Annotated in this window: 27 protein-coding genes; 12 read left to right on the top strand and 15 right to left on the bottom strand. The window is 64.8% G+C overall.

What is annotated here, in order from left to right; genetic code table 11:
* Positions 1-114: 114 nt before the first annotated feature.
* Complete coding sequence (locus KHO33_RS13460; RefSeq protein ID WP_200565776.1) at positions 115-609, bottom strand: lytic transglycosylase domain-containing protein; 495 nt, start codon at positions 607-609, stop codon at positions 115-117.
* A 377-nt stretch (positions 610-986) separates the two neighbouring features.
* On the opposite strand from KHO33_RS13460, the gene KHO33_RS13455 reads away from it, so the two are divergent.
* The gene (locus tag KHO33_RS13455) at positions 987-1,301 is read left to right on the top strand and encodes a hypothetical protein (RefSeq protein WP_200565775.1); all 315 of its coding nucleotides are present in this window, start codon (positions 987-989) and stop codon (positions 1,299-1,301) included.
* Positions 1,302-1,776: 475 nt separating this feature from the next.
* Positions 1,777-2,649 carry a response regulator transcription factor gene (locus tag KHO33_RS13450; protein WP_128576473.1) on the top strand — a complete coding sequence of 291 codons (873 nt, stop codon included), beginning with the start codon at positions 1,777-1,779 and terminating at the stop codon, positions 2,647-2,649.
* A gap of 98 nt (positions 2,650-2,747) precedes the next feature.
* On the opposite strand, the gene KHO33_RS13445 is transcribed toward KHO33_RS13450, so the two are convergent.
* The 12 genes from KHO33_RS13445 to sctU form a co-directional block, all read right to left on the bottom strand.
* Positions 2,748-2,972 (bottom strand): hypothetical protein, encoded by a 225-nt coding sequence (locus KHO33_RS13445; protein WP_115776277.1) that lies wholly within the window; start codon positions 2,970-2,972, stop codon positions 2,748-2,750.
* A 24-nt stretch (positions 2,973-2,996) separates the two neighbouring features.
* Positions 2,997-3,452 (bottom strand): CesT family type III secretion system chaperone, encoded by a 456-nt coding sequence (locus tag KHO33_RS13440; RefSeq protein ID WP_115776278.1) that lies wholly within the window; start codon positions 3,450-3,452, stop codon positions 2,997-2,999.
* A 137-nt stretch (positions 3,453-3,589) separates the two neighbouring features.
* Positions 3,590-3,745: a hypothetical protein gene (locus KHO33_RS13435; RefSeq protein ID WP_165848098.1), complete on the bottom strand. Its 156-nt coding sequence runs from the start codon at positions 3,743-3,745 to the stop codon at positions 3,590-3,592.
* 147 nt (positions 3,746-3,892) lie between these two features.
* A complete protein-coding gene (locus KHO33_RS13430; protein WP_128576472.1) occupies positions 3,893-4,129 on the bottom strand; it encodes a hypothetical protein in 237 nt (78 codons plus the stop codon).
* An 11-nt stretch (positions 4,130-4,140) separates the two neighbouring features.
* Entirely contained in the window at positions 4,141-5,148 is a 1,008-nt protein-coding gene (gene hrpD5, locus KHO33_RS13425) for an HrpD5 family protein (RefSeq protein WP_200565774.1), read from the bottom strand.
* Positions 5,149-5,192: 44 nt separating this feature from the next.
* Positions 5,193-6,089, bottom strand: a complete 897-nt coding sequence (locus KHO33_RS13420; protein WP_054036885.1) for a hypothetical protein — start codon at positions 6,087-6,089, stop codon at positions 5,193-5,195.
* On the bottom strand, positions 6,086-6,346 hold the full coding sequence (sctS, locus tag KHO33_RS13415; protein ID WP_200565773.1) for a type III secretion system export apparatus subunit SctS: 261 nt from the start codon (positions 6,344-6,346) through the stop codon (positions 6,086-6,088). The genes KHO33_RS13420 and sctS overlap by 4 nt, the downstream gene beginning before the upstream one ends.
* A 4-nt stretch (positions 6,347-6,350) precedes the next feature.
* On the bottom strand, positions 6,351-6,998 hold the full coding sequence (gene sctR / locus KHO33_RS13410; RefSeq protein WP_054036883.1) for a type III secretion system export apparatus subunit SctR: 648 nt from the start codon (positions 6,996-6,998) through the stop codon (positions 6,351-6,353).
* On the bottom strand, positions 6,982-8,061 hold the full coding sequence (sctQ, locus tag KHO33_RS13405; RefSeq protein ID WP_200565772.1) for a type III secretion system cytoplasmic ring protein SctQ: 1,080 nt from the start codon (positions 8,059-8,061) through the stop codon (positions 6,982-6,984). The genes sctR and sctQ overlap by 17 nt, the downstream gene beginning before the upstream one ends.
* A 13-nt stretch (positions 8,062-8,074) precedes the next feature.
* The gene (sctP, locus tag KHO33_RS13400; RefSeq protein WP_200565771.1) at positions 8,075-8,893 is read right to left on the bottom strand and encodes a type III secretion system protein SctP; all 819 of its coding nucleotides are present in this window, start codon (positions 8,891-8,893) and stop codon (positions 8,075-8,077) included.
* A 14-nt stretch (positions 8,894-8,907) separates the two neighbouring features.
* Positions 8,908-10,833, bottom strand: a complete 1,926-nt coding sequence (locus KHO33_RS13395; RefSeq protein WP_200565770.1) for an FHIPEP family type III secretion protein — start codon at positions 10,831-10,833, stop codon at positions 8,908-8,910.
* An 18-nt stretch (positions 10,834-10,851) separates the two neighbouring features.
* Positions 10,852-11,919, bottom strand: coding sequence for a type III secretion system export apparatus subunit SctU (gene sctU / locus KHO33_RS13390; protein ID WP_115776284.1), 1,068 nt, complete (start codon positions 11,917-11,919; stop codon positions 10,852-10,854).
* 305 nt (positions 11,920-12,224) lie between these two features.
* Between sctU and KHO33_RS13385 the strand changes: the two genes are divergently transcribed.
* The 10 genes from KHO33_RS13385 (at position 12,225) to sctC (ending at position 21,771) form a co-directional block, all read left to right on the top strand.
* Positions 12,225-12,692 (top strand): HrpB1 family type III secretion system apparatus protein, encoded by a 468-nt coding sequence (locus tag KHO33_RS13385; RefSeq protein WP_115776285.1) that lies wholly within the window; start codon positions 12,225-12,227, stop codon positions 12,690-12,692.
* Positions 12,693-12,708: 16 nt separating this feature from the next.
* The gene (locus tag KHO33_RS13380; protein ID WP_054036868.1) at positions 12,709-13,140 is read left to right on the top strand and encodes a hypothetical protein; all 432 of its coding nucleotides are present in this window, start codon (positions 12,709-12,711) and stop codon (positions 13,138-13,140) included.
* 28 nt (positions 13,141-13,168) lie between these two features.
* Positions 13,169-13,939 (top strand): type III secretion system inner membrane ring lipoprotein SctJ, encoded by a 771-nt coding sequence (gene sctJ, locus KHO33_RS13375; protein WP_200565769.1) that lies wholly within the window; start codon positions 13,169-13,171, stop codon positions 13,937-13,939.
* Positions 13,936-14,643, top strand: coding sequence for a type III secretion protein HrpB4 (locus KHO33_RS13370; RefSeq protein ID WP_200565768.1), 708 nt, complete (start codon positions 13,936-13,938; stop codon positions 14,641-14,643). Before sctJ ends, KHO33_RS13370 begins: the two co-directional genes overlap by 4 nt.
* Complete coding sequence (gene sctL, locus KHO33_RS13365) at positions 14,628-15,434, top strand: type III secretion system stator protein SctL (RefSeq protein WP_115776287.1); 807 nt, start codon at positions 14,628-14,630, stop codon at positions 15,432-15,434. The genes KHO33_RS13370 and sctL overlap by 16 nt, the downstream gene beginning before the upstream one ends.
* Complete coding sequence (sctN, locus tag KHO33_RS13360; RefSeq protein ID WP_054036860.1) at positions 15,431-16,753, top strand: type III secretion system ATPase SctN; 1,323 nt, start codon at positions 15,431-15,433, stop codon at positions 16,751-16,753. The genes sctL and sctN overlap by 4 nt, the downstream gene beginning before the upstream one ends.
* 8 nt (positions 16,754-16,761) lie before the next feature.
* The gene (locus KHO33_RS13355) at positions 16,762-17,241 is read left to right on the top strand and encodes a hypothetical protein (protein WP_200565767.1); all 480 of its coding nucleotides are present in this window, start codon (positions 16,762-16,764) and stop codon (positions 17,239-17,241) included.
* A gap of 3 nt (positions 17,242-17,244) precedes the next feature.
* On the top strand, positions 17,245-18,075 hold the full coding sequence (gene sctT, locus KHO33_RS13350; RefSeq protein ID WP_054036854.1) for a type III secretion system export apparatus subunit SctT: 831 nt from the start codon (positions 17,245-17,247) through the stop codon (positions 18,073-18,075).
* A 151-nt stretch (positions 18,076-18,226) separates the two neighbouring features.
* Positions 18,227-19,675, top strand: coding sequence for a helix-turn-helix transcriptional regulator (locus KHO33_RS13345; RefSeq protein ID WP_200565766.1), 1,449 nt, complete (start codon positions 18,227-18,229; stop codon positions 19,673-19,675).
* An 11-nt stretch (positions 19,676-19,686) separates the two neighbouring features.
* Complete coding sequence (gene sctC / locus KHO33_RS13340) at positions 19,687-21,771, top strand: type III secretion system outer membrane ring subunit SctC (protein ID WP_200565765.1); 2,085 nt, start codon at positions 19,687-19,689, stop codon at positions 21,769-21,771.
* A gap of 353 nt (positions 21,772-22,124) precedes the next feature.
* On the opposite strand, the gene KHO33_RS13335 is transcribed toward sctC, so the two are convergent.
* Positions 22,125-23,174 carry a hypothetical protein gene (locus tag KHO33_RS13335; protein WP_054036851.1) on the bottom strand — a complete coding sequence of 350 codons (1,050 nt, stop codon included), beginning with the start codon at positions 23,172-23,174 and terminating at the stop codon, positions 22,125-22,127.
* Between the two features lie 91 nt (positions 23,175-23,265).
* Positions 23,266-23,991 carry a hypothetical protein gene (locus KHO33_RS13330; protein ID WP_200565764.1) on the bottom strand — a complete coding sequence of 242 codons (726 nt, stop codon included), beginning with the start codon at positions 23,989-23,991 and terminating at the stop codon, positions 23,266-23,268.
* Between the last annotated feature and the right edge of the window lie 101 nt (positions 23,992-24,092).

Genomic DNA, 24,092 nt, shown 5'->3' with positions numbered 1-24,092 from the left:
CCGAAACGAGGGGGCGTTAGGCGAACGTTTTCTACACCGGTTGCGCTGCCACGAGCTGGGGGGGAACATACCTATTCGGTTCGTCGCCCTGCGGCGCCGGCCGGTTCGGGGGAATCATTTTTGAGCGATATGCTCCGGCTGCCGCAATTGATGCCAGCCCGCGAGGATCGCGGCGATGTGGCGCGCGTACAGGTCCCGCTCGGCAGGGGTCTCCGAATGGTAGGCCCCAATCGCGGCCCAGGTGTTGCCGTATTTGTCCATCTTGCCGCGCAAATGCCAGGCCGCGATATACACGTTCTTGCACGGCTGCATCAGCGCATCGCGATCGATGTGGTAGCGCGCCAGGTCGCGCAGGTGAATGGAGTTGATCTGCATGACGCCGTAGTCGAGCGAGCCGTTTGCGTTCAGATGCGTCGCGTTGGGCCGGTTATGCGACTCCTGCCATGCGATCGCCCGCAGCACCATTGGATTGACGCGCTGGTACGCCCCTGCGTCGTCGAAGCAGTCGGCCCATGCGGGCTGCGCGGCGAGCGCGAGCGCAAGGTCGACGGCGATTGCGACCAGCGCGCGGCGCGTAAGCGGCGGACGATGACGGAAGGCGTGGTGCATGACGGTCTCCTCGAATGCGTGCCGGTGCGTACCAGTGAACGGCGCGATTGTGATCGCCCTCCATCTGGATTTCGAAGCGACGGCGCGAAAACATGAGGTCGCGTGCGAACCATATTGCGCGAGGACGCGCGGGCCCGACGTATGTCCCAGTATTTGCGCCGCCAGGAAGGACGTTGGCGAGGAGCGATGATGAAGGCCGCGCGTGACGTTCATTCGCGCAAGGGTTCAGCTTTTCGCAAGGCGCTTGCGACGCGGTGCCTTGCGAATCGTCCAATACGGCATCGAGCGCCTCCGCCGAACCGTCGCCGTCAGCGCGCGGCCACGCGGCGGGGCCGTACTACGCCGCTTAAACAGACGACGCTCCATTGCGAGGGCTTATGACGATCAACCGTCTTTCGCGTTTCTTCCCCGCAACTCGTTCCAGCGCGGACACGGCCACGCCGCCGACGGCAGGCGTCAGTCCGAGGCCGGTTGCGCGCAGCCTGACCGCGCCCGGTGCGCTATTGCTGCCGCAGCGTCCGGCAAATGCCGCGGCAGCAGGCGGGAAGACATCCATGCCGCCACGCGCCGCGAATCCGCAAGCACGTGCGGCAGCAGAGCCAGGCCGGCACAACATCGATTGGCTCACGCGGCGCCATTTGCTTGTGAACAGCGGTGTCTCCAGGACGGACTCGATTGGCAATCCGGAATAGTAAGCGTGTCCGCGCACGAGCAGCGGAATCCATCATTGCGCAGCCGTCATTGTGGATTCGTGGCTCGCGTGTCGTATGGCAACTGTTGCAAACGCGACACGATGCTTCCAGTCGCTCTACAGGCCGTGATTTTTTCGCATGACGCCGCGCAAGCTGGTTCACGACTGTATGGCGTTGAATGGCGCGCAATTCACGAGAGTTGCCGGAAGATGCTTTGCCTCGCGAACTGGATTCTGGCTCGTCGCATGAAAATATCCACGCAATACGCATCCACCGCGCGCTCCCGATGCACTAACGGAGAGAGAGACCTCGCCCGATACGATCAATGCTGATGGCGCAATGCAATGGGTCTTGAATTACGCCGCTACAGCCATTGACTAAAACCACGACGACCAGACGGGCGAGGGGACAAAAAGTTGTGCTTGGGGAAACGCCGCCGTCTCCGCTGGAAGGGTGACGGCAGGAATCGAGAAGCGTGGATGCCTTTTTGGGGATGCGAACCGCGGTGAACAATAACCTGTTATTTGCCATTGCAACCGACGACCGGCTGCTTCGACGGACTGTTTCTGAAACCTTTACCGGAGAAGGAGTCGTCATCGAGCCGTTCCCGAGTGAACTCGATTTGCTGCGCGCAATGCGTGCGAACCGTTATGACCTGGTGCTGATCGACGCCAGGAACGATCCGACGCCAACCAGTGCGTTGCTGTCGTGGCGCGACTGCAACGCCGACGTGTGCACGCCGGTGATCGTACTGACGCACCATTCGAGCTGGTCGGGACTGTTGCGCTGGATCGACGCGGGGGCGACCGACGTCGTGAATCGCTTCGACATCGAGCAGATCCGCTTTCGCGTCCATCTGGCGTTGCAGCGGCGCATTTCCGATACCGTCACGCATCAGATCCAGATCGGCCGTTACGTGCTTCAGCGGGATCTCGGTCTCGCGACGATCGACGGCGTCGAGATTCCGCTGACAGCGCGCGAGTTCTCGATCGCCTGGATGTTCTTTTCGAACCCCGGAAAATTTCTTAGCCGCGCGCAAATCGCTGCCAGCGTTTGGGGTGCGACGGAGCAGATCGCCGCGCGCACGCTGGAGCAGCACATCTATAAGCTGCGCAAGAAACTGCAGCTATCGCGCACCGCCGAGTTGAATCTCAAGACCGTGTATGCGCTCGGCTACAAGCTGGATGTCGCTCAGGCGGCGCAGTCCTGCTTCGACGCCGACGCGCGAGCGGGGTTCGATACGTCGCCGGTGAGCTTGGGGCAGGGCACTACGCGGCGCGGTGGCGACGGTACGTTGTCCGATCGCGCTTGCGATTCATCGGCGCAGTTCGTCGTGACGGTGGCGTAGCAGCCCTCCGCTTGCGTGGCGACCCGCCCGTCGAGGCAGTCGGCGCTGGCGGGCCATCGCGTCACGACGCATGACGCGAACGGCCCGCGCTCACGCGCTCAGGCGGCGTCCTCGTCCTCCTCGCGTGCCTCAGCCCGGCGTTCCTGCTGATCCTGGAAGATCTGCATCATCACCTGTGTGCCGAAGGCCTGGATCGCCGCATCCAGATCGGCCGGGCTGCCTCCCTGGTCGTCTTTCTTGTCCTTGTTCTTCGTGTCCTTGTCGTCCGTCTTGTGGGTCGAGGGACTGCTGGTCGTGCTGTGACTATGGCTGACTTGCGTCATTTCATTCTCCATTGAAAAGAAGGTTCATGCGCGGATCCATACGTAGTCGCCACGGGCGAGGTTTTCGAACATGTCGTCGCGAGCGACGAAGATGTTGTCCCGCCAGTAGCGGCCGTGCTCGACATAGTGCTCGATCAGCTCGAGCATCCATTGCCCTGTGATTTCCTCGCTCAAGGCCACGCGCGCGATCAGGACGATCGCGCCGGTATCCGCCTCCAGGCCGAGTTGCGCCTGGTCCTGCGCATAGACGGCGAGATTCGCCTCCAGCAACAGGCGAAACACGCGCAACGTGCGCCCCGCCGTGACTATGCCGAACTGGAACGTCATGTACAGCGCGTCGGGGTCTTCCTCGAAATGGTCGATCGCCGCGTCGAAGCCGTCGATCTCCAGCACACCGCGCTCCAGCACGGCATCTGGCGCAGGCATGTCGCGCAGTTCGCAAATCTCGCGGATCAGTTCATCACGTCTTTCGATACTCATCGCTATCGCCGAATCGCTTCACGAGCACAGGTCTGTAGGTGGATGGGCCACGCGGCAGAGCAAAAAAAAACCGGTTGGGAACCGCGGACGGTTCCCAACCGGCGCACCATGCGCGGCCGGATGGCGCGCCGGAGCGCTTAGCCTACGATGTCCTTCGCGGCCTTCGGGCCCATCGTCGCAAGCTTCGCGGTCGTGTTGGCCTTGTTGATTTCGTTTTCTTCAGCCATTGCCTTGTAGATGTCGGCGATGGAGCTGCCAGTTGCGCCTGCGTCGGTCGGGATCTTGCTCGACATGTTGAATCTCCTAAAAGAATTGAACAGTGGTACTGCGCTAAAGTGTCCCGCTTCATGCGGAACGCTGGGAAAATGTGCGGCCCTTGCGGATTGCGCACGGTTTGCCTGCATCGCGGCACACCTCATGTGTGTGTCGCGGTGCAAGTGTTACTGCTCGATTGCGCCGCGGCACAACTGCGCCGCGGCGCGAAATCCATCGACAACCACACGTCCTGCCTGAGCTTCCGTGCTTGCCGCCTCCGTTGAATGCGAGGCGACGGTGTTGGCTATCGCGTCGAGTGCGTCTGCCACTTCCCGCACTTCACCGTGACGATGCGTCTGCGCCACTGCCTGCGGCAAGTCGTCGAGTACGTCGATCAGTTTGTCGGTCATCGCTTCGTACATGCTGGTCATCCTCAATGAAGGGTGGTGTTGCTGGGCAGCTCGGCCACGAAGTTCTTCGTGCCGTCGCTCGATTCCACGTATTTCACGCCGTCCGCCGACAAGGCCGAATCGATCTCACCTGCTACTTTCAGGTCGTCGGTGCTTGTCACGTCCACGTCGATACGCGCGACGAGCGGCTGCATATCGCCGCGAAACCGTTCGACCACCTCGCGCACTTCGGCGGGATGGCGCGCGCTGCCGGTTACCTCGAGGCGGCCCGCACCGCCATAACTCACGTGCAGGTTGGCTTCATGCAGCGATTCCGCGAGCGACCCGGCGATCTCGTCACCGGACCGGACGCTCCAGTTCAGGCGATTGCCTGCCAATGCCTGAAGCGCGGCGCGCGTTCTGCTGGCCTCGGCGGTGCTCGCCGCGATGCCCGTGACGAGAAACCCGTCGCCCTGCCGGGCGACCGCCAGATCCGGCTGATGCAGCTGCGCCAGCGCCTGTTGCACATCGGCAAGCGTGGCGCGGGCTTGCGGCCGGTCGGCGGCCAGCGTCGTCTTGCCGGCCGGCAACACCACCGCGGCTGCGCCCATCGACCCGATCAGCAAGGCGGCGACGCCGGCATGCACCCATGGCGAACGGCGCGAACGCATAATGATCGGTGTGGAGGGCGGGCCGGCCGGAAACACGCCGTCGCTCGTTTCGCCGTCGTATTTGCGCCCTTCGGGTTGCGCCGCCAGCATCGACTCCATCAGTTGCAAATCGGACGGCCAGCGCGTGTCGGCAGGGCCCGCGCACAGCACGACTTCACCGAAACGTCGCGGCATGAAGTCGTCCATCGCGATGCCGGCTTCGCCGGGCACAGCGATCGTCAAGTTGTCTTGCGCATCGATTGCCAACTGCATAGTGCACTCGCTCCAGTCGTTGATCAGGATGTCCGCATCAGGTTTGGCGCCGATCGACATCGTTGTTGTACTCAACTCTATTTGAGCGCCGGCATGGAAGCCGGTCAGTATGCGAATTTCTTTGGACATGAACGAAACCTCTTCGATTGTGATTGACGGGATGGCGCCCGCCGTCACCATCCGCGTCCGCGGCGGATCAGGGCAGCAAGCGCGGACATGCCCATCGCGCGGCCCGCGCGGGTGCGGCTGCGCCCGAGGTTAAGCAGCGCGATGGGCAACAGCAGATTCATCGATTCCTCCGCGGCGGAGAGCGGGCGTTGAGCGGCCCCGCTCACTCCGCTTTGTATGTTGCTTTGAGGGTTGTTTTGCATATCGCGTCCGGCGCGCGTGGATGCCGACACGAGCCGGTCGCGTATCTGGGCGAGCGTAGTGCGCGAGGTGCGCTCGCCATCCGGCATCTGCAGGAATTCGCGGACGATCGCAAGGACGGCATACGTTGGGCTGGCACGCGCGGGCGCTTTGCCCCCAACGGACGGTTCCTGCTTGCGCGCCGCGGTTTGCACGCCAATCAGCGCGGCCTCGGCCTGATCGCCAGGCGAGCGTGCTGATCCTTGACTGACCGCGCGTGAGTGCTTCAACAGCGCCGTCTCGTCGCGCGCCGTGCGCTGCGCAAAACGCATCGGCAGCGCGCGCGCAGGCAGATCGTGCGTGTCGTCGGAATCTGTCCGTTTGCCGTTCGGCTCCGCGCCGGCGGAATGCTCGTCCTGACCGAAGCCATGCTGATTGCCGCGCGGCTCGCGCGCATCGACCCGCATCACGTCGGTCTGACTGCGTCGCAGATGCTGGTCGAGCATCATCAGCAGTTCCTCGCTCTCGGCCGCGGGGTCGTTCGCGTCCGGACTCTCGGCGCTGCGGCGTTTCCTCAGCGACGGGCGCTTGGCACGCGTCAACGCATGCCCGTGACGGTGATGCGGCACGGCCAGCGCCGCCTGCTGCTGGGCGACAGATTCGGCATCCGAAGAAAGATCGGCGGGCGGCGTGTAGCCGCCGCCTATGCGTGGAATGCTCATGTGAACATCACCTGCACGAGGTTGCGCGCGAAGTTCTGGATCGCGGCCGCGCCCCATGGCGCGACGATCACGATGACGACCGTGACGACCACCAGTTTCACGCTCTGCGAAATGCTGGAATCCTGCAGTGACGTGACGGCTTGCAGGAACGCGATGAGCAGGCCGGTCACGGCCGCCACCGCCACCGGCGGCAACGACACGAGCAGGCACAGGGTGAGCGCCTGCGTGGTGAAATGAGTGATCGCGTCGTATTCCACGGCGTTACCTGTAGGTGGAGATGAGACCGTGGATCAGCGTCGACCAGCCGTCCATCGAAACGAACAGCAGCAGCTTGAACGGAATGGCCACATTGGTCGGATTGACCTGCGACAGCCCGAGTGCCATCAGCACGTTGGCGATGACTAGGTCGATCACGATGAAGGCGAGGTACAGCAGGAAGCCCATCTTGAAGGCCGCGGTCAGTTCGCTCAGCGTGAAGGCGGGCGCGAGCACGATGAGATCGTCCTGCTTGAGTTCGGCGGCGCGTTCGGGCGGCCAGATTTCGCGGGCCGAGCGCAGGAAGAAGGCCTTCTCGCGCTCCGACGCATGACGTTTCAGAAACACGCGAAACGGTTCGCGCGCGGCGTCGAGAAGCGGCATCACCTGCATGCCCGAGCCTGCATCGCTGGATAGCTGCGCGCGGTGCATGGCTTCCATGCCGACCGGCGCCATGATGAAGCACGACACCATGATGGCGACGCCGTTGAGCACCGAGGTGGGCGGCACCTGCTGCAGACCCAGCGCGTTGCGCAGTAGCCCGAGCACGACCACGATCTTCGTGTAGGACGTGACCACCATCGCGGCGAATGGCAGGACGGCCAACGCGAGTGCCGCGACGAGCAGCGAGGCGATTTCAGGTGTGCCGTTCATCGGAGTTCGCAATGTGCTGGATGAGGAGGCCGAGGTTGTCCCCGACCGCGACGAGTTCGCCGAGCGCGAGCGTCTGCCCGTGCGCGACGAGACGGATTTCCGCATCGGCGAGCTTGAGCGGCAGCGTCAGGATGTAGCCGGGCCGCAGCGCGGCGATTTGCCCGAGCGGCAGATTGACGGTTACCACCTCGATATGCACGGGAAGTTCGACCTCGTTCAGATCGACGGTGCGCTCCGCGGCGGCGGTCTCGCCGGTGGACCCGGCGGCACTCTCAAGGGAAAGATCGGGATCGTGGTTCATCGTCTCAGGGAACGTCTCAAGGATCATGTGGTGGCCGTCGATGCGGGCCTGCGCGCAGGCGGCGCGGCCATTCGCTGCGCCCCATAGCACGGTCGCGTGTTCGAGCGGTGCGCTTTGTGCATAGCCGCTTGCGCGCGGCCATCCGAGCAGGACGTCGCCCGCGCGCAGCGAGCCCAGCAGCGCCGTCGTGCAACGACGGGTACGCAAGCGGATGCGGGTTGGCACGGCGATGGCGGCAAGCGCGTCGGGCAGCGCGACCGATGCCGCGCGCGTGCCGGTCATGCGGCGCTCCAGCGCGGCCGCGAGAGACGCGGGGGCTTCGAGCAGCACCGCCGCGTGGGCGGGGTTGTCCGCCAGTCCGTATTCAAAGTGGAGCGCGCCGGCGGCGTTCTGGCTATCGGTCTGTTCGGCATCGAGCGAAATGTCCAGCACCGAGGGCTGCGCGACACCGTGACCGGCAAGCGTGTCGAGCGGCGCTGCGAGCCACAGATTGCCGAGCGCCGCGCGACGGTCCGGGTCCGGCTCCAGGGCAATCGCCTCGAGCGCGGCGTGACGGCTCACATCGACGCAAACACACAGCTCGCCATGCGCGCTGCCGATGCGCAGGCGCGCCGTGCGGTGAGAGGACAAGGATTGCGCCGCTGCCGGTTTCACGCCGAGGCCACCGCGCGCATCGAACAGCGCGCGCGACACGCCGGCGAGCGCCGGTGTATAGCAGCGCAACCGATCGCCGATGCTGGTGCAGCCATGAGGCATTGACATGATCTCGAACCCTTCAGATAACTGTAACTTCCACTGCGACTCGACCGCCGAGACGTGCTTCGAGGCGGGTCCTGAGCTCGTTGCTGTTGTCACAGATTAGCTGCCGCGCCCGCGCGTCCCGGCTATCGAAACGAAGAGATAGACCCCAGCCCGAAAGACTCAAATGCAGCTCGGTGCGCGGCAGAATGGCCGGGTCAAGTTCGACGGCGACGTCCCACTGGCCTGCACGTTCGACGGCGGGGTTAGTGCAAAATCCGGCCACGCGCTCCGCGAGATGCTCGGCGAGAAGATCGCCCTCCGCCGCCCTCGCACAGCGGCGGATCATCTGCATGCCGAATGATGGTTCCGCCACGGCCTGCTGCGCGTCTTGCGTGGCTTCATGCACAGATTTGCCTTGCGCGCCGCGCACGCCAGCCTTGCGCGCCGGACCTTGTGCGTGCGCCGCGGAAGTGGACGCGCGGCGATTCTCGCGAAGGGCAAGTAATGCGCCGTTCAGCGCAAGCGACGGCGGCAGCGGAGGCACGGCGGGCAGCAGGGGCAAAGGCGCATCCGTGGCGCTGATGCCCTCGGCTGCTTCCTGGTGTTGAGCGTCGCCGCCGGAGTCGTCGTCGCCGCCCTGCGCATCGTCGTCAGGCGCGGGTTCGCCGGGCGATTCCTGCTCCTGCTTTTCATCGCGCCGGGCCTCGCCGGCCTGCTGCCGCGCGGTCTCGTATAAGGTTTCGAAGCGTTGCGCGCCGGCGCCGCTCTCGCTGGTTTTGCCGCTCGTGCCCGAGGTGTGCGGCGCAGTCGGCGGCGTGATGCTGACTTCGCGCGTGGAGCGGATGCGTGTCATCGCGTGGCCTCCGCTCAGAAGGCGACGCGGCCGACAGGCTGAAGATCGACTCCATCGCCCAGTTCCTGGAACGAATAGACTTGTAGCCACTTCATCCGCTGCTCGATCATACGGCGGAAGTAACGGCGAATGTCCATCGACGTGACGATCGCGAGGTTGGGCTGCGGCTCTGTGCCGATCAGTTCCTCGAGCGCATCGAGCAACTGTTCGATCTGTTGCGGTTCGAGCGTGAGGAAGTTGCCGGCGGGCGTTTGCTTGATCGATTGACGGATGGTCTGCTCGACCTCCACGTCCAGCACGATCGCCGGCAACTGCCCGGTGCCACCCGTCGCCCGATGCCCAATGAAGCGGCCGAGATCACCGCGCACGTATTCGGTGAGCAGCAGCAGGTCTTTTTCCTTGGCGCCCCAGTTCACCAGGCTTTCGAGAATCGCCCGCAAGTTGCGGATCGGCACGTGTTCTTCGAGCAGCCGCTTGAGTACATCGGCGATGCGCAGCACCGGCACCACCTTCTGCACCTCGGCGACGAGCCCCGGATACTCGGTGCCGACGCGTTCGAGAATCCACTGCGTTTCCTGCAAGCCGAGAAACAGATGTGCGTGTTCGCGCACCGCGTCGCCCACCGCATCGGCAAGCGCCTGTTCGCGGCCGCTGCGTGCAGGCGCGAGTTCGACCGGCGGCTGCGGCACGTCGTGCAGCAGTAGCTGATAGGAGGCGTCTGGCACAGCGTCCGCCGTCCATACGGCGGTGCGCGGGAACGGCAGGCCCAGTTCATTGACGAGCGCGCGGCGCGCCGCATCGAATGCGCGATTGAGTTCCGCCGTGTCGAGCTTCGCCGCGAGTTGTGGCGCGAGGCGCACCGAGAGCGGCGCGGCGAATGAAGGCGGATGCGCGCCGATGGTCGGCGGGTGTCCCTTGTGGCCGTCGGTGCGTAGCGAGGGGAGCTCCGGGCCGGCGTGCGGCGCTTTGTCCTTCAATTGCTTGCGCAGCACGTGGCCGGCGCCGAACAGTGCGACAGCGAGCACGACGAACAGCGCAGAGGGAAAGCCCGGCACCAATGCGAAACCGCCCAGCAGCGCGGCGGCGCTATACAGCGCTCGCGAACTGGTGGAAAGCTGGCGCACGATCTCGGTGCCGAGCGAACTCGGCTTGCTGTGCTCGTCGGCGACGCGGGTGATTAGAATGCCCGCCGCCACCGAAATCAGCAGCGAGGGAATCTGCGAGACCATCGCGTCGCCGATCGACAGCACGGAGAAGCGGTTGGCCGCTTCGCCCGCTGTCATGCCGTGGTAGCTCACACCGATCACGATGCCCGCGAGAATGTTGACGAGCGTGATGACGAGGCCCGCGATCGCGTCGCCCTTGACGAACTTCATCGCGCCGTCCATGCCACCGTGCAACTGGCTTTCGATCGCCAGCATGCCGCGGCGCTTTTGCGCATCTTCGGCGGTCATGTTGCCGGCGCGCACGTCGGCGTCGATGCTCATCTGCTTGCCCGGCATCGCGTCGAGCGTAAAGCGCGCGCCGACTTCGGCCACTCGCTCCGAACCCTTCGCAATCACGATGAATTGCACCGTCGCGATGATCAGGAACACCACCAGGCCGACCACGAGATTGCCGCCCACCACCAGCTCGCCGAAGCTTTCGATGATGTGCCCGGCCTCCGCATGCAGCAGGATCGACTTGGTCGACGCGATGTTCAGCGACAGCCGGAACAGCGTAGTGAACAGCAGCAGCGACGGAAACGAATACAGCGCCGTCGCGTACGGTATGTACATCGTCACCATCAGCAGCACGACGCTGATCGTAATGTTGAGCCCGAGCAGCGCGTCGATCAGAAACGGCGGTAGCGGCAGGATCATCAGCGAGATCACAGCGACGATCAGCGATGCGATCGCCACCTCGCCGCCGAACTCATTGAGGCGGAGCGTCTTCAACATGGTCTTCTCCATCGGATGTCAGGGGGTTGCCTCGGTGCCGCCGCGCCGTCCGCCGATGCCTTCCACCCAGGCGAGCACCGCGGCGACCGCGTCGAACAGCGGCTCGGGAACCGCGTCGTCGAGCGCCACGCGGTAAAGCGCCCGCGCCAGCGGCGGATTGCGTGCGATTGGTATGCCGTGGCGGGTCGCTGCCTCGCGGATCACGCGTGCTTCCGCGTCCACGCCCTTGGCGATCACGCGCGGCAAGCCGGATTCGGAGGGGTCATAGCGCAGCGCGACTGCGTAGTGGGTCGGGTTCACCACGACCACATTTGCGTTCTTGATCGGCTGCTGCCGATCGGAGGAAGCGGCCTCGCGTGCGATCTTGCGGCGCTCGTTCTTGATGTGCGGATCGCCTTCTGAATTCTTGTGCTCGCGTTTGACTTCGTCCTTGCTCATGCGGTGATCGCGAATGAACAGCCAATGCTGCACGCCATAGTCCGCGGCACCGATCACGAGATAGAGCGCGCCCGAGATGCCGAGCACCCGGCACAGCGTGCTCCAGGCAATGCTGTCGATGCTGCCGATCGGCTCGTACACCACGCCGACCATTAGCGGGACGAGCAGCACGAGCGTTTTCCACAACACCGCCGTGATCACGACCGCCTTGATGACAGTCTTGGTGAGATCGATCAGCGAGCGCACCGAGAAAATGCGCTTCAGGCCGGACGCGGGATTGATCGCGTCGAACTTCGGTTCGAGCGGCTTGAGCGAAATCTGCAGTCCGACTTGCGCCGCGATCGCGGCGATGCCGACGAGAGCCGCGCCGAGCGCAATCGGAAAGATCAGCATCAACGCGTGCAGGCCGGCTTCGACGAGCAGGTCGTGCAGCGGCGCATCGGGCGTCTGCAAGTGGGCCACGTCGAGGCCACTGCGCAATACGAGGCGCAGTTGCTCAGCCATGCGCGGCCCGCCGACGCCGAAGCCGACCGCAGCGGCGAGCAGGATCGCTGCGAACGGGAGGTCCGTGCTCTTCACGGTCTCGCCGTCGCGGCGCGCGTCGAGCAGCTTTTTGTCGGTGGGCTGTTCGGTCTTCTCGTCAGACATCGCGAAGCCTTCTGTGGATTGCGGCTAATTGCAGTGGATTGCGGCGGATTGTCATGGGCATGCGTCGCCTTGGCCCGCGCGCGCTGCGAAGCGATGGGTCCGGCGCCGAACCGGGCGCAAGCGGGTCGATGCGCAGCCCGTCGACGAAGCACGCTTTTCGTTCGGCGCGCTCGCAGTTCGTCGTTACTCGCGTTCACGGGAGCTGCCTCGCGTTACGGTTCGCACACCGCCGGCCACAGCGTTGTCATCCGCCATCTCGGCAGACGCGCAGACATACGGCGTTTTGATCACCAAAGGAGTGCTCCATGTCCCTGACGAAATGCAGTAACCGGCTCGTGTCGGCATTGATCGAGGCGCTGATGTTCGGCGCGAAACATGGCCATATCGAGCAGTCGGAGCGGCTGCTCGCCGCGCTCCACGTGCTGCGTCCGAACTTCGTCGAACTGCATGCCTACGACGCGTGGATGATGATTCGCCGGCGCGACTTCGCCGAGGCCGTGCGCCTCTTGCGCCCGCTCGAGCAGCAGGCGCTGCGCGGCTCGTTCGGTCCTTACGTGGCGGCGCTGCTCGCGGTGTCGCTGTGCGGGCTCGACGATCCAGCGTGGCGCGTCTACGCCAACGAGGTTGCGAGCCGCAATGAAGACCCCGATTCCGTCGAGCTCGTGATGACGCTGATGGGCAAGCAGAGTGCAGCCGCGGCGCCGGCCGCCGAGGTGCAGATCGACCGCGGCGAGTTTCAGAAACTGATGCAGCATCGTCATCTGCGCGCCTAGTGCAAGGAGCATCGCGATGAACGTAACGATCCCACCCATCCCGCCGCTCGACGCCGCGTCCGCAGTGCGGCCCGACGAAGCCATCGGCCGTGCCGGGACCGGCGGCGCGTCGGGCTCCGGCGCGCTGCCCGAGCCTGCCTCGAGCCTCGTCGACCTGTTTCGCAGCAAGCTCGACGCCGCGCGTCTCGCACCGCCGAGCGCCTCGCACACGCATGGCCCGTCGGCGTTGTCCGAAGTCGTGACGCAGCAAGACCAGGCGGTTGCAAACTTGCGTGGCGAAGTGGACCGCTTTGCCGGCGAGGTGCCGACGATGACCATGCAGGAAGTGGCGGCACAGTCGATCAGGATGCAGCTTCAGGTGTCCGAGATGGTCGGCAAGATGTACGTCGGTGAGGCGGTCGCGCAGGGCACCAAGGGCTCCGTACAGACGCTGATGAAGAACCAGTAGTTGGCGTACGAACGACAGGACAGACGAAATGGCTTCCTATTTGAAACTTGCGCGCACGGTCGTGCTGCTGTGCTGCGTGACGGCGTTGATGACCGGCTGCAGCAAGCAGCTGTTCGCGCAACTGTCGGAGAGCGACGCGAACGACATGCTGGCCGTGCTGCTCGACGCGCGAGTGGACGTCTCCAAGCACAGCGACGACGGCGGCAAGACCTGGAGCGTGGCGGTCGAAAGCGACCAGTTCGCCCGCGCGATGGACGTGCTGCGCGCGCATGGCTTGCCTCATCAGCGCTTCCAGAATCTGGGAGACATGTTCAAGAAGGACGGACTGATCTCCACGCCGACGGAGGAGCGTGTGCGCTTTATCTACGGCGTGTCGCAGCAACTCTCCGAGGTGCTGTCGCGAATCGACGGGGTGGCGTATGCGAACGTTCAGATCGTGCTGCCGAATAACGATCCACTCGCCGCGACGGTCAAGCCCTCGTCGGCCGCGGTGTTCATCAAATACCTGCCGGGCACCGATGTGTCGACGCTCACGCCGAATCTGAAGAACCTGGTCGTGCATGCAGTCGAAGGGCTGACCTACGACAACGTTAGCGTGACGATGGTGCCGGGCACGGCGGCGCCCGAGCCGCCGCCGCCGGTTGCACCGAGTGTGCCGCAGGAGTGGTTGTGGGCCGGTGGAATCGCCGGGGCCGCCGCGCTGGTCGCCGCGCTCGCGTATCTCGCACGCCGGTTTGGCGCGAGGCTGAAGGGCGTGGGCACGCGCTTGCGTGGACGCGCGGGTGGGGCGGCGACATGAGCGTGGGTCACGCACAGGCATCGGCGGCGGTAATGGCGAGCGGCGCCGACGTGCCGGACCCGCAGCGCCAGCTCCGGTGGTTGAATTCGTACGAAGCGCGCATTGCCGACGCTGCGGCCAGGTTCAGCGAGCGGCAATGCCGGCGTTGGGGCGTGCCGTTCACCGGCAGCGCGCGCGACGCCTGGTATGCGGCGCGCGACTTATGGCTCGGCACGCCGATGCCGGTCAGCGCCTATGCGTCGCGCGCGAACCGGCTTGCGTTGCTCGACGCCGCGTCGCTGCGTCCGGTGCTGGCTGCGCGCGCGATCTATCCGTCACGCGGAACGCTGCGCCGGATCGTGTCGGGCGCTCGGCGGCGCGCGCTCGCCGATGCGCTTGGGGACCATGCGCTGGCCGCACTCATGCAGTTTGGTGTGAACGCATCGACGGCCAATGCGCCGCTTCCCGCTGATCTGTCCGTAGATGCGCTGGTACGCGCCGGACGCACGCTGTTCGAACGCGCCGACGCCTGGCCGCTCGCGCCGGCGCGCAGACTGATCGGCTTGACGCTGGACGATGACGCCGGGGAGACCGATCCCGCCGCTCGTGCTCGTCCACCCGAAGCGGCGGCGTCCGATGCCGGGCCCGAAGCAGAGGACGAATCCGAAGCGTTTCTGTACGCAGCCTGCACGTTGTTTCCGGAGCTGACATGGTTATTTGGCTAAGAGCCCAGCAGGGCGGCATCGGCATTGAGAGCGATGTCTTGCGAGCAGCGGAACTGGCGCAGTTGATCGAACTGGATCGCGCGTCCGGCCACTTCGAACGGCGTGCCGAAGAACTGCTCGCGAGCGCGCGGCGAGAGGCTGAAAAGATACAGCGCACGGCCGATGCAGAGGCCGAACGCACGCTGCGTGCCGCCCAGACGAAATATGACAACGCCGCGCGCCTGGGTTACGAGGCCGGACGCCGTCGCGCGATTCGGGAAGCGCATGAAGCGATGCTGCACGGCGCGGCGTCCGAGCGCGACCTGCTGGTGGCGTTGCGCGAGCGGATTGCCGACATCGTCATGCGCACCGTCACGCGGGTGCTTGGCGAAGCCGATCGCGACGCGTTGTTTGCGCAGATTGCGGTGGGGCTGTCGCGCAGCCTCGAGGGCACATCCTTTCTCACCGTACGCGTCGCCGAATGCGACATCGATGAAGCGGCGCGCGCGTTTCGGCGCGTGTGCGACGAGCATCGCTGGCCGGTGAATCCCGAGGTGGTGAGCGACGCCGCGGCGGAGCCCGGCAGTTGCGTGTGCGAATGGGACCACGGCCTGATCGAAGCCGGACTGCCGATGCAGTTGCGCGCGATCGCGAGCGCCATTCGCCGTGTGACGCGCACCGACACGGAGCAGCAGACTGCCGCCGCCGTGAACATCACCGCCGACGAACTGCTCGACGATGCTCCGCCGCTTGACGGTCAGCATTTCGATGCCCCGCAGTTCGACAACCAGGCCACCGGAGCGCCGCAATGAACGAAGTCGCCGCTTTCATCGACGCGCTGACCCAGGAGCTCGCCATGTCCGACGGGACGACGCGTCATGGCAAAGTGGTCGAGGCCGTCGGCACGTTGCTGAAGGTTGGCGGGCTCGACGCCACGCTCGGCGAGCAATGCGAGTTGCGCGACGCGCGCGGCGTGCTGCTGCAACGCGCGGAAGTGGTCGGTTTCACGCGTCAGTTCGCGCTGCTCGCGCCGTTCGGCAGCGTCGCCGGCTTGTCGCGCACGACGCGCGTTACCGGGCTCGGGCGTCCGTTGTCGGTGCCGGTCGGCGAGATGCTGCTCGGACGCGTGCTGGATGGCCTTGGCGAACCGATCGACGGCCTTGGGCCGTTGCACTGCGACGCGCCGCGCCCCGTGATGGCCGCCGCGCCCGACCCGCTGAAGCGACGCATGGTCGACACGCCGCTGCATACCGGCGTGCGGGTCATCGATGGGCTCATGACGGTGGGCGAAGGCCAGCGCGTCGGCATCTTCGCGCCGGCGGGTGTCGGCAAGAGCACGTTGCTCGGCATGCTTGCGCGCGGCGCGGCGTGCGACGTCAACGTGATCGTGCTGATCGGCGAGCGCGGCCGCGAGGTGCGTGAGTTCATCGAACTGATTCTGGGGGAGGCAGGCATGGCCCGCAGCGTGGTAGTGTGCGCGACGTCCGACCGCTCGTCGATCGAGCGCGCCAAGGCGGCCTATGTGGGCACCGCGATCGCCGAGTACTTCCGCGATTGCGGCTTGCGCGTGCTACTGATGATGGACTCGCTGACGCGCTTCGCGCGCGCCCAGCGGGAGATCGGTCTGTCGGCGGGCGAGCCGCCGACGCGGCGCGGTTTTCCGCCATCGATTTTCGCCGAACTGCCGCGGCTGCTGGAGCGCGCCGGCATGGGGGAGGAAGGCTCGATTACCGCTTTCTACACCGTGCTCGCCGAGGACGAGGAGGGCAACGATCCGATCAGCGAGGAAGTGCGCGGCATTCTCGACGGACACCTCGTGCTGTCGCGTGCGATCGCGGCGCGCAACCGCTATCCGGCCATCGACGTATTGCACAGCCTGAGCCGCGTGATGACGCTGGTCGCAAGCCCCGGGCATTGCAGCGGCGCGGGGCACGTGCGCAAGCTGCTCGCCCGTTACGATGAGGTCGAACTGCTGCTGCAGATGGGCGAATATCAGCAGGGCGCCGATCCGCTCTCCGACGAAGCGATCTCCCAGCACGAGGCCATCGAATCGTTCCTCGGCCAGAGCACCGAGGAACTGACCGAAGGTGAGGACAGCCACGCGTTCGTCTCCGGCTTCGCACAGTCATGAGGGCGATTGTGATTCGCAAGTGGCGCACCATCGTCGCCGCCAAGGTCCGGCGCTGCGAGCGCATCGAGGCCGATCTGGCACGGGAACACGAGGCGCTCGCCGAGCGCGAGGCCCAGTTCGACGACGCCGTGCACGCACATGTCGAGGCGCAGCAAAAGCGCGCGGAGCACGAAGCGCGCATCGTCGCCTTGCTCGACGGCGACGCGCGCGTCGCGACGTCCGACTATCTGTGTCACGACGCGTGGCGCGCGCCGCTGAAGGAAGCGCTGGAAGCCGCGCGCGCGGCGGAGCAAAAGCGCCGCACGGCGCTGGATCGTCAGCGGCAGAAGGTGGCCGAGGTGCAGGCGGCGCTCGCACGCGCGCAAGCCGCGGTGGACGAATGTCGCCGCAAGCTCGATACCTTGCTGCGGGCCGCCGCCACGGCCGTCGAGCTCGCCGCCGACGAGGAAGCCGCGGAAAACCTGCTGGCGCGCCGTTACGCGAGGTAGCCGATGACACATGATTTTCACGCGTGGGCCGAGGCCCTGCTCGGCTTCTTCGAGGCGTATCACAACTTCATCGTCATGCTGATGCTCACGGGCATTCGCATCATGGTGACGTTCATCCTGCTGCCCGCCACCAGCGACACCGTGTTGCCCGGCACCGCGCGCAACGGCGTGGTGTACGTGCTGACGATGTTCGTCGCGGCGGGCCAGGTTCCGCAGGCGTTCGACTCGCTCAACAGCGCGGCGCTGCTGGTGCTGGCCTGCAAGGAAGCGTTTCTCGGTTTCGCGTTCGGCTATTGTGCGGCGCCGGTGTTCTGGATCGCGCAGTCCCTCGGCACCCTGATCGACGACCTCGCGGGTTTCAACAATGTGCAGATGACCAACCCGCTGCGGGGTGATCAGAGCACGCCGGTTTCGACGCTGCTGCTGCAACTCGTCGTGACGCTCTTCTATATCGGCGGCGGCATGCTGTTCGTGCTGGGCGCGCTCTTCGAGTCCTTCAAATGGTGGCCGCCGTATGTGCTGTATCCGTCGCTCTCCAATACGGCGGAGACGTTTCTGATCCAGCGCACCGACACGATCTGGACGGCGCTCGCCAAGCTCGGCACGCCGGTGATGCTGGTGCTGATACTGGTCGATCTCGGCCTCGGCATTGTCGCGCGCGCGGCTGACAAGCTCGAACCCAGCTCGCTCAGTCAACCGCTGCGCGGCGTGATCGGCGTGCTGATGCTGATCGCGCTCGTCGCGGTGTTCGCTTCACAGGTTGTCGGTGATGTGCAGCTTGGTGGTCTGTCGGCGGCATTGGCGAACGGCATGCTGTCGAAGCCGGCGCACTGAACATTGTTGTGAAGTCTCCTGCGGATTGTTGAGTTTTGTTGAGCACGATGTCTCTACCATGGTTTCCGTGCCCGGCGAATTGTCGGGACCACAGGTTCTCAGGGCGGATCGAATGGTCCGCCACATCGGTCACTCCTGAGGTGGAACCATTATGTTTTCGACAATCTATTTCGCGCTGTCGTCGGGGCTCGCGCAGAAGAACCGTTTGCCGGCGTATGCGGCCGCCATGCTCGACGGCGCATCGGAACGCGGCTATTGCCTCGTCGACGACGTGCTCGAACGCCCGTCGCACAAGCTGGATGACGCGGACGTCTCGCGTCTGGTCGCGGTAGCCGATGCATCGCTTCTACTCGGATACGATCAGGATGCCGAAGAGATGTACCGGCGCGCTCAGAAGACGATCGTTGGCGACGATGATCGCCTGCGCATCATGTCGTGCCGCAACACCGGCTGGCAATTGATGATGCGTGACCGCTACGCGGCCACCGCCAAGTGTTTTGCGCGGATCGTCCAGGACGAGGCGGCGAGTCCCGCCGAAGTACTCGAAGCATTGATCGCCTCGGCCATGGTGCAACATCAGGTGGGACGTCAACGCGATGCGGACGACGCGCTCCTGCAAGCCGCCGAACTGGCCGACATGCATGAGGAACCCGGCTGGCGGCTCGTGATCGCGCTGCTCGCCCGCGAATTCGACGTCCAGTTGCGCATTCGCACGGCGACTACGCTGAGCGACCACGCGTTCTGGAGCTCTGCGCACGTGACGCGCGCGCAGAGTGCGAGCGACCGCGCCGACGTGACGCGCAAGCTCACCGAGACAACGGTCCTGATGTCGCCGATGCCGGCGCTTCTCGCGCAGCGCCACGAGTATCTGGAACAGCTCGCGGCGCTGGCGCGCGGCGAGCGTATTGCCGCCGCGCCGCTCTTCGACGCGGTCAGCCGGCCGCAGCATTTTCGCGGCGCCGGCCAGGCGTTCCTCGCGAAGCTGGACATCGTGCTCGCCGGACTCGCTGGCGGCCTCGACGATGTCGCCGATTCGGTGCTTGCCAAGATCAGCCGCTCCGAAGCGGATATCGGCACGCGTCGCTGCAATTTCGACTACCTGTATTGCGTATCCAAGATCGCGGTATGGCGCGGCAACCCAACCGAGGCGCTCAAGCTTTACGCCAGCTATGCATCCGAAGCGTTGCGCTGCCTGCGCAGCGAGACGCCTGGCCTCGGCGCGATTCAATCGCCGGCGAGCCGCGCGCTGCCCGCGGACGACGTTTCGGCGCGCCTGCCCGCGAAGTATCGCCGCGCATATCGCTACATCATCGAGAATCTCGATCGCGCCGATCTGAATACCCGCGAAATCGCCTCGCAGATCGACGTCACCGAGCGCGCGCTTCAAATAGCCTTCAAGCGTTCGATCGGAATGTCGCCGGGCGGGCTGATCCGCAAGCTGCGGCTCGAAGGCATTCGTAACGACCTGTTGAACGACGAGCGCATGCAAGGCTCGATCTTCGATACGGCAAGCCGCTGGGGCGTGAAGAGCCGTTCCGCGCTCGCGAAGGGTTATCGCCGCGAGTTCAAGGAATCGCCGTCAGAGACGATGCATCGTTAAGCGGAGCCGCCATGAAAGCTATCGTTCCCGTCCGCCGCGGCGCGGCTGTCCGTGTGCGCACGCTGTGCGCGGCCCTCGTCGCAGCCGGCGCGCTGGCGTCGCCGTTGCCGGCTCATGCAGAACGTGTCGCGTGGCAGGGCACGCGCTTCGAATACGTCGCCGATCATAAAGACCTCAAGGACGTGCTGCGCGACTTCGGCGCGAGCCAGCACGTGATGACGTGGATCTCGCCGCATGTCGAAGGCACCGTGTCCGGTCGCTTCAACGCGGCGCCGCAGCGTTTTCTGGATCAGATGGCAGAGTCGTTCGGCGTGCTGTGGTACTACGACGGCTCCGTGCTGCGCATCTACGGCGCCAACGAAGCCCGCAGCGCGACGCTAGGTCTGTCCAACGCCGGCACCGAAGACTTGCGGCGCGCGCTCGGACGCCTGGAGATCGACGATCCGCGTTTCCCGGTGCGCTACGACAGCGTGTCCGGCACGGCGGTGGTATCCGGACCGCCGCGCTTCGTCGAACTGGTGACCGACGTGGCGCATCTGATCGATCACAAATCCGTGTCCGGCGCGAAGGTCGTCGTGCAACGCTTTCCGCTGCATTACGCATGGGCGACCGATCGGACCATCACGATCAACGGCCGCGGCGTGACCGTGCGAGGCGTTGCGTCATTGCTGCGCACACTGTACGGCCAGGGTGTTCCCGGCGGCGACGCCAGCGGCGACGCACCGCCGGCAAGGCGCGATGCATACCGGGTGCCGAGCGTGCGCGAGATGCAGGACGACGGCATGACGACGGGTGCGATCCGAACGCAAGGCGGCTCGCGCCCGCCGCCATTACCGACGCTGCCTGGCCTCGGTGGGAGCCAGTCGTATGCGGGCTCGGGCGATAGCGCGGTGGCGCCGCCCGTCGGGAATATCGCGGATGCCGGCATGGGGCCTGGCTCCGAGCGCGATGGCACGGGTTCGGTGTCGTCCACGGCGGGCCGCGCCAGAGAGAGTGCCGCCGCGAGCGGTGCGCCGACCATCGAGGCGGATTCGCGCAGCAATTCGATTCTGGTGCGCGACCGTGCCGAGAACATGGCCGCGTTCGGCACGCTCATCGAATCGCTCGACACGCAGCCGGGCATTCTCGAAATCGACGCGAGTATCATCGAGATCACGGATAACGCGTTGCAGGAGCTGGGAGTGGATTGGCGGCTGCATTCCGGTCACGTCGATTTCGAAACCGGCAACGGCCAGCAATCGCAGACGGGCAACCCCGGTTCGCTCAATCCGCAGGGATTCGGCAACCCGCTCGACACGACCACCGCTGGCGTGCTGGCGACGCCGGCTGGCGGTGTGCTGACCGCGGTGATTGGCGGCGCAGGACGCTATCTGCTGACCCGCATCAGCGCGATGCAGCAGACCGACCAGGCGCGCATCACGGCAAGTCCGAAGGTCGAGACGCTCGACAATGTCGAGGCGCTCATGGACAACAAGCAGACGTTTTATGTGCAGGTGTCGGGTTACCAGTCGGCGGATCTGTATAGCGTGTCAGCCGGGGTGTCGCTGCGCGTGCTGCCCTCGATCGTGAGCGCAGGAAATGGCGAACAGATCCGCATGGACGTGCATATCGAGGACGGCAGGCTGACCGATCAGCAAGTCGGACAGTTGCCGGTGGTCAGCAACAGCACGATCGACACGCAGGCGCTCATCAAGGAAGGCGACAGTCTGCTGATCGCTGGCTATTCGGTGGATCAGGACGATCACACTGAAACGGCGGTGCCGCTGCTTTCGAAGATACCGGTGATCGGCAACCTGTTCCGCTATCGCAAACATCAGGGGCAGCGGTTCCAGCGGCTGTTTCTGCTGACGCCGCGCGTGTTGTCGGCGGCTGCAGGTGGGAGTCCGGGCGGGGCGCCGGGTGGTGCCGATGCGGTGCCTGGCGGTAACGGAGATGGTGCGGTCTTTGTACCGCCGCCGCCCTCGGGCGCGATGAATCTTCCGCGGCAGCAGGGTGTAGCCCGTATCGCGCAACTCGTTGGTTTGCCGCCGCCGCAAACAGGCGGCGCGGGCGGCGTTGGCGGCAACGTCAGCACGGTTTCGGGCGACAAGCCTTGAGACGGTGCGTTTGGCGTCTGTAATCGTGTACGACAGCGCAGTCGCTTTTTTTTTGCGGAAAAGACCGCACACGCCAAAACGATCGTCGCCACTGACCGCTTTCGTTCCGAACAGATCGTGCAAAAATCACGATCCGGCGCTGACCAACGGCAGCCTCGGCAAGAGCCGCTAACCGAAGCCTTGGGGAGCACCACATAACCAGTAGTAACGCCGCCAGTCGTGCATGGTGCCGCCAAACGTGTCTTTCGGTTCCCCCAAATGAATACAGCCCGCACACGTGCGGGCTGTATTCCGATTACTGCTGCAAGGTTACCGCTAGAGCAAGAAAGCCGGAGTCTGAAGCCTCGCTGTCCTCAGGCAACGCGTCGCTGGTTGTCCGCAAGATAGCTGAGTAGCAGCGTATCGAGTACGCCCGGAGGCGGTCCCGCCTGCTGGGTCTTTTCATCCTTGTCCTTTTCCTTGTCCTTGGAGTTATCCTGGTTCTCCTTGGAGTCGGATCTGGTTTCGGTTTTCCCGTCCTGCTTGTGCCCTTCGGCGCTGCCGTTCTTCGGTGTTTCACCTTCCGCTGAACGGGTTTCATGCGAGCCTTCCACGCCGCGATGCCCGCCGCGCCGGCCGGAGCCGCCAGAGGCGGAGGCCATCGCCATGAGCGCAACCGCGTCGCCGCCCGTCGTGGTTGCGGTCCCGGCACTGCCGCCACCCAGCAGCTTGTCGCCCACTTTCTGCGCGCCCTGGCCGACTTCCATCTCGCTGACCGACTTGATGACCTTGCCTACGCCGCCGTGCATCGCGGCTGCGATCGTGTTGTCGAGCTTTTCGCTGCCGATATGCGCCGCGGCGAGCGTCGAGGCTGCGACGGTCGTCCCCAGGCCCTCGGGCGTGAGGTCGGCGGCGGCTTCGAGCGCATCCTCCCCGACCTGTGTCAGGTCGTTCATCATGCCCTTGAAATTGCCGTGGGCGAGATCCTTCACCGCGTTGACGGAACCGGATACGACGCCCTCGACGGAGGACACGAGGTCCTGGGCAGCGGCGTCGACGCCCTCGTTGACGTCTTTCTTGACCGTCTCGACTCCCTTTTCGACGCTATTCAATACCTTGTCGAAACCCTTGCCGAGATGCAATCCCTGCAAACCTTCGAGCGTGGCTTCAGCGCTTGCGGTGGCCGCGTCCGTCGCAGCCTTGCCGACGTCATCGGCCGTCTTCAGCAGGTCTTGCATGGCAAGCTTCATATTGCCCTGCATGAGTGCCTCGGTCATTGCCAGTGTGTCCTGCAGCACCTTCTTGAGATCCTTTTCCAGCACATGGGCCACATGCTCGACGCCGTGCGCGACCGATTTCGCGGCCTTCTCGATGTCGTGGCCAATATGCTGGAACGCATGCTTGATTTTCGAAAATATACTCATGGTGTGCTCCTCAATGCGCGCGGCCCACGCAAGGCGGGGCCGATCGGATGGTCTGCCAGCAGGGCCGCGCGACGATGTGGGTGGAATTGCCTCAATTCGTCGACGTTTTCTCGTTCATCGCCTTGTTGAGCATCGGCAGCAATTGCGAAAGCAGCTTGAGCAGTTCGTTGGTGAGCGTGCTCGGATCAGCCGCGCCGGTCGTGCCGTTGTTCGACCCGTCCGTGCCGTCTGTGCCGTTCGTGCTGGTGTCGCTCGGGTCGCTCGTGCTGTTCGGATCGGTGCCGCCGTTGTTCGAACCGTCGGTTTGCGACGATCCCTGGAGCTGTTGCAGCAGTTGGATCACTTCGGAAAGCAGATCCTGAATCTGCGAGGTCTGATCGCCACCCTTGTTCGCACCGCCGCCGCCTTGCGCGCCCTGGATCTGTTGCAGCAGCTTGAGAATATCGTCGATCATGCTCGCAGTCTGCTTGTCGAGCCCCTGGCCGCTTTGCGACGACTGCTGCAGCATTTGCAGGATCTGCTGCAACAGCGACATGATCTGGCTTTGCACGTCGGTCGAGTCGTTGCCCGGATCGACGTTGTTGTCGGTCGACGCACCTTGCGTCGAGTTATCGCCGCCACCGCCACCGCCGCCGGCAGACGGGTTGCCGCCTTGCGAGCTGCCGTTCACCTTCTGTTCGATGATCGCGAGGATCATTTCGAGCAGCTTCTCGATATCGTTGTTGCCGAGCTTGCCGCCGCCTTGCAGGTCCGATTCCAGTTGCTGCAGATCGGGCTGGATGGCGCTGCTGCCGGAGTCATTGGTAATCTTGCTCATGAATAGCCTCTTACAGTAAACGATGAGAGAAGCGCAGCGGCTTTTGAACACGCTGCGCATTTGAAATCCGATTGGCCGCGCGACGGTCGCAGCATGGCGAT

It is taken from the genome of Paraburkholderia nemoris (assembly GCF_905221015.1).
Taxonomy (GTDB): Bacteria; Pseudomonadota; Gammaproteobacteria; order Burkholderiales; family Burkholderiaceae; genus Paraburkholderia; species Paraburkholderia nemoris.
The sequence above is the reverse complement of the archived record's forward strand: the minus strand, read 5'-3'. Positions and strand labels throughout refer to the sequence as shown.

Bases quoted from the DNA above. Each gene is read 5' to 3' on its own strand.
- KHO33_RS13460 (WP_200565776.1), bottom strand. From the start codon at position 609: ATGCACCACGCCTTCCGTCATCGTCCGCCGCTTACGCGCCGCGCGCTG.
- KHO33_RS13455 (WP_200565775.1), top strand. From the start codon at position 987: ATGACGATCAACCGTCTTTCGCGTTTCTTCCCCGCAACTCGTTCCAGC.
- KHO33_RS13445 (WP_115776277.1), bottom strand. From the start codon at position 2,972: ATGACGCAAGTCAGCCATAGTCACAGCACGACCAGCAGTCCCTCGACC.
- KHO33_RS13440 (WP_115776278.1), bottom strand. From the start codon at position 3,452: ATGAGTATCGAAAGACGTGATGAACTGATCCGCGAGATTTGCGAACTG.
- KHO33_RS13435 (WP_165848098.1), bottom strand. From the start codon at position 3,745: ATGTCGAGCAAGATCCCGACCGACGCAGGCGCAACTGGCAGCTCCATC.
- KHO33_RS13430 (WP_128576472.1), bottom strand. From the start codon at position 4,129: ATGTACGAAGCGATGACCGACAAACTGATCGACGTACTCGACGACTTG.
- hrpD5 (WP_200565774.1), bottom strand. From the start codon at position 5,148: ATGTCCAAAGAAATTCGCATACTGACCGGCTTCCATGCCGGCGCTCAA.
- KHO33_RS13420 (WP_054036885.1), bottom strand. From the start codon at position 6,089: ATGAGCATTCCACGCATAGGCGGCGGCTACACGCCGCCCGCCGATCTT.
- sctR (WP_054036883.1), bottom strand. From the start codon at position 6,998: ATGAACGGCACACCTGAAATCGCCTCGCTGCTCGTCGCGGCACTCGCG.
- sctQ (WP_200565772.1), bottom strand. From the start codon at position 8,061: ATGTCAATGCCTCATGGCTGCACCAGCATCGGCGATCGGTTGCGCTGC.
- sctP (WP_200565771.1), bottom strand. From the start codon at position 8,893: ATGACACGCATCCGCTCCACGCGCGAAGTCAGCATCACGCCGCCGACT.
- KHO33_RS13395 (WP_200565770.1), bottom strand. From the start codon at position 10,833: ATGTTGAAGACGCTCCGCCTCAATGAGTTCGGCGGCGAGGTGGCGATC.
- sctU (WP_115776284.1), bottom strand. From the start codon at position 11,919: ATGTCTGACGAGAAGACCGAACAGCCCACCGACAAAAAGCTGCTCGAC.
- KHO33_RS13385 (WP_115776285.1), top strand. From the start codon at position 12,225: ATGTCCCTGACGAAATGCAGTAACCGGCTCGTGTCGGCATTGATCGAG.
- KHO33_RS13380 (WP_054036868.1), top strand. From the start codon at position 12,709: ATGAACGTAACGATCCCACCCATCCCGCCGCTCGACGCCGCGTCCGCA.
- sctJ (WP_200565769.1), top strand. From the start codon at position 13,169: ATGGCTTCCTATTTGAAACTTGCGCGCACGGTCGTGCTGCTGTGCTGC.
- KHO33_RS13370 (WP_200565768.1), top strand. From the start codon at position 13,936: ATGAGCGTGGGTCACGCACAGGCATCGGCGGCGGTAATGGCGAGCGGC.
- sctL (WP_115776287.1), top strand. From the start codon at position 14,628: ATGGTTATTTGGCTAAGAGCCCAGCAGGGCGGCATCGGCATTGAGAGC.
- sctN (WP_054036860.1), top strand. From the start codon at position 15,431: ATGAACGAAGTCGCCGCTTTCATCGACGCGCTGACCCAGGAGCTCGCC.
- sctT (WP_054036854.1), top strand. From the start codon at position 17,245: ATGACACATGATTTTCACGCGTGGGCCGAGGCCCTGCTCGGCTTCTTC.
- KHO33_RS13345 (WP_200565766.1), top strand. From the start codon at position 18,227: ATGTTTTCGACAATCTATTTCGCGCTGTCGTCGGGGCTCGCGCAGAAG.
- sctC (WP_200565765.1), top strand. From the start codon at position 19,687: ATGAAAGCTATCGTTCCCGTCCGCCGCGGCGCGGCTGTCCGTGTGCGC.
- KHO33_RS13335 (WP_054036851.1), bottom strand. From the start codon at position 23,174: ATGAGTATATTTTCGAAAATCAAGCATGCGTTCCAGCATATTGGCCAC.
- KHO33_RS13330 (WP_200565764.1), bottom strand. From the start codon at position 23,991: ATGAGCAAGATTACCAATGACTCCGGCAGCAGCGCCATCCAGCCCGAT.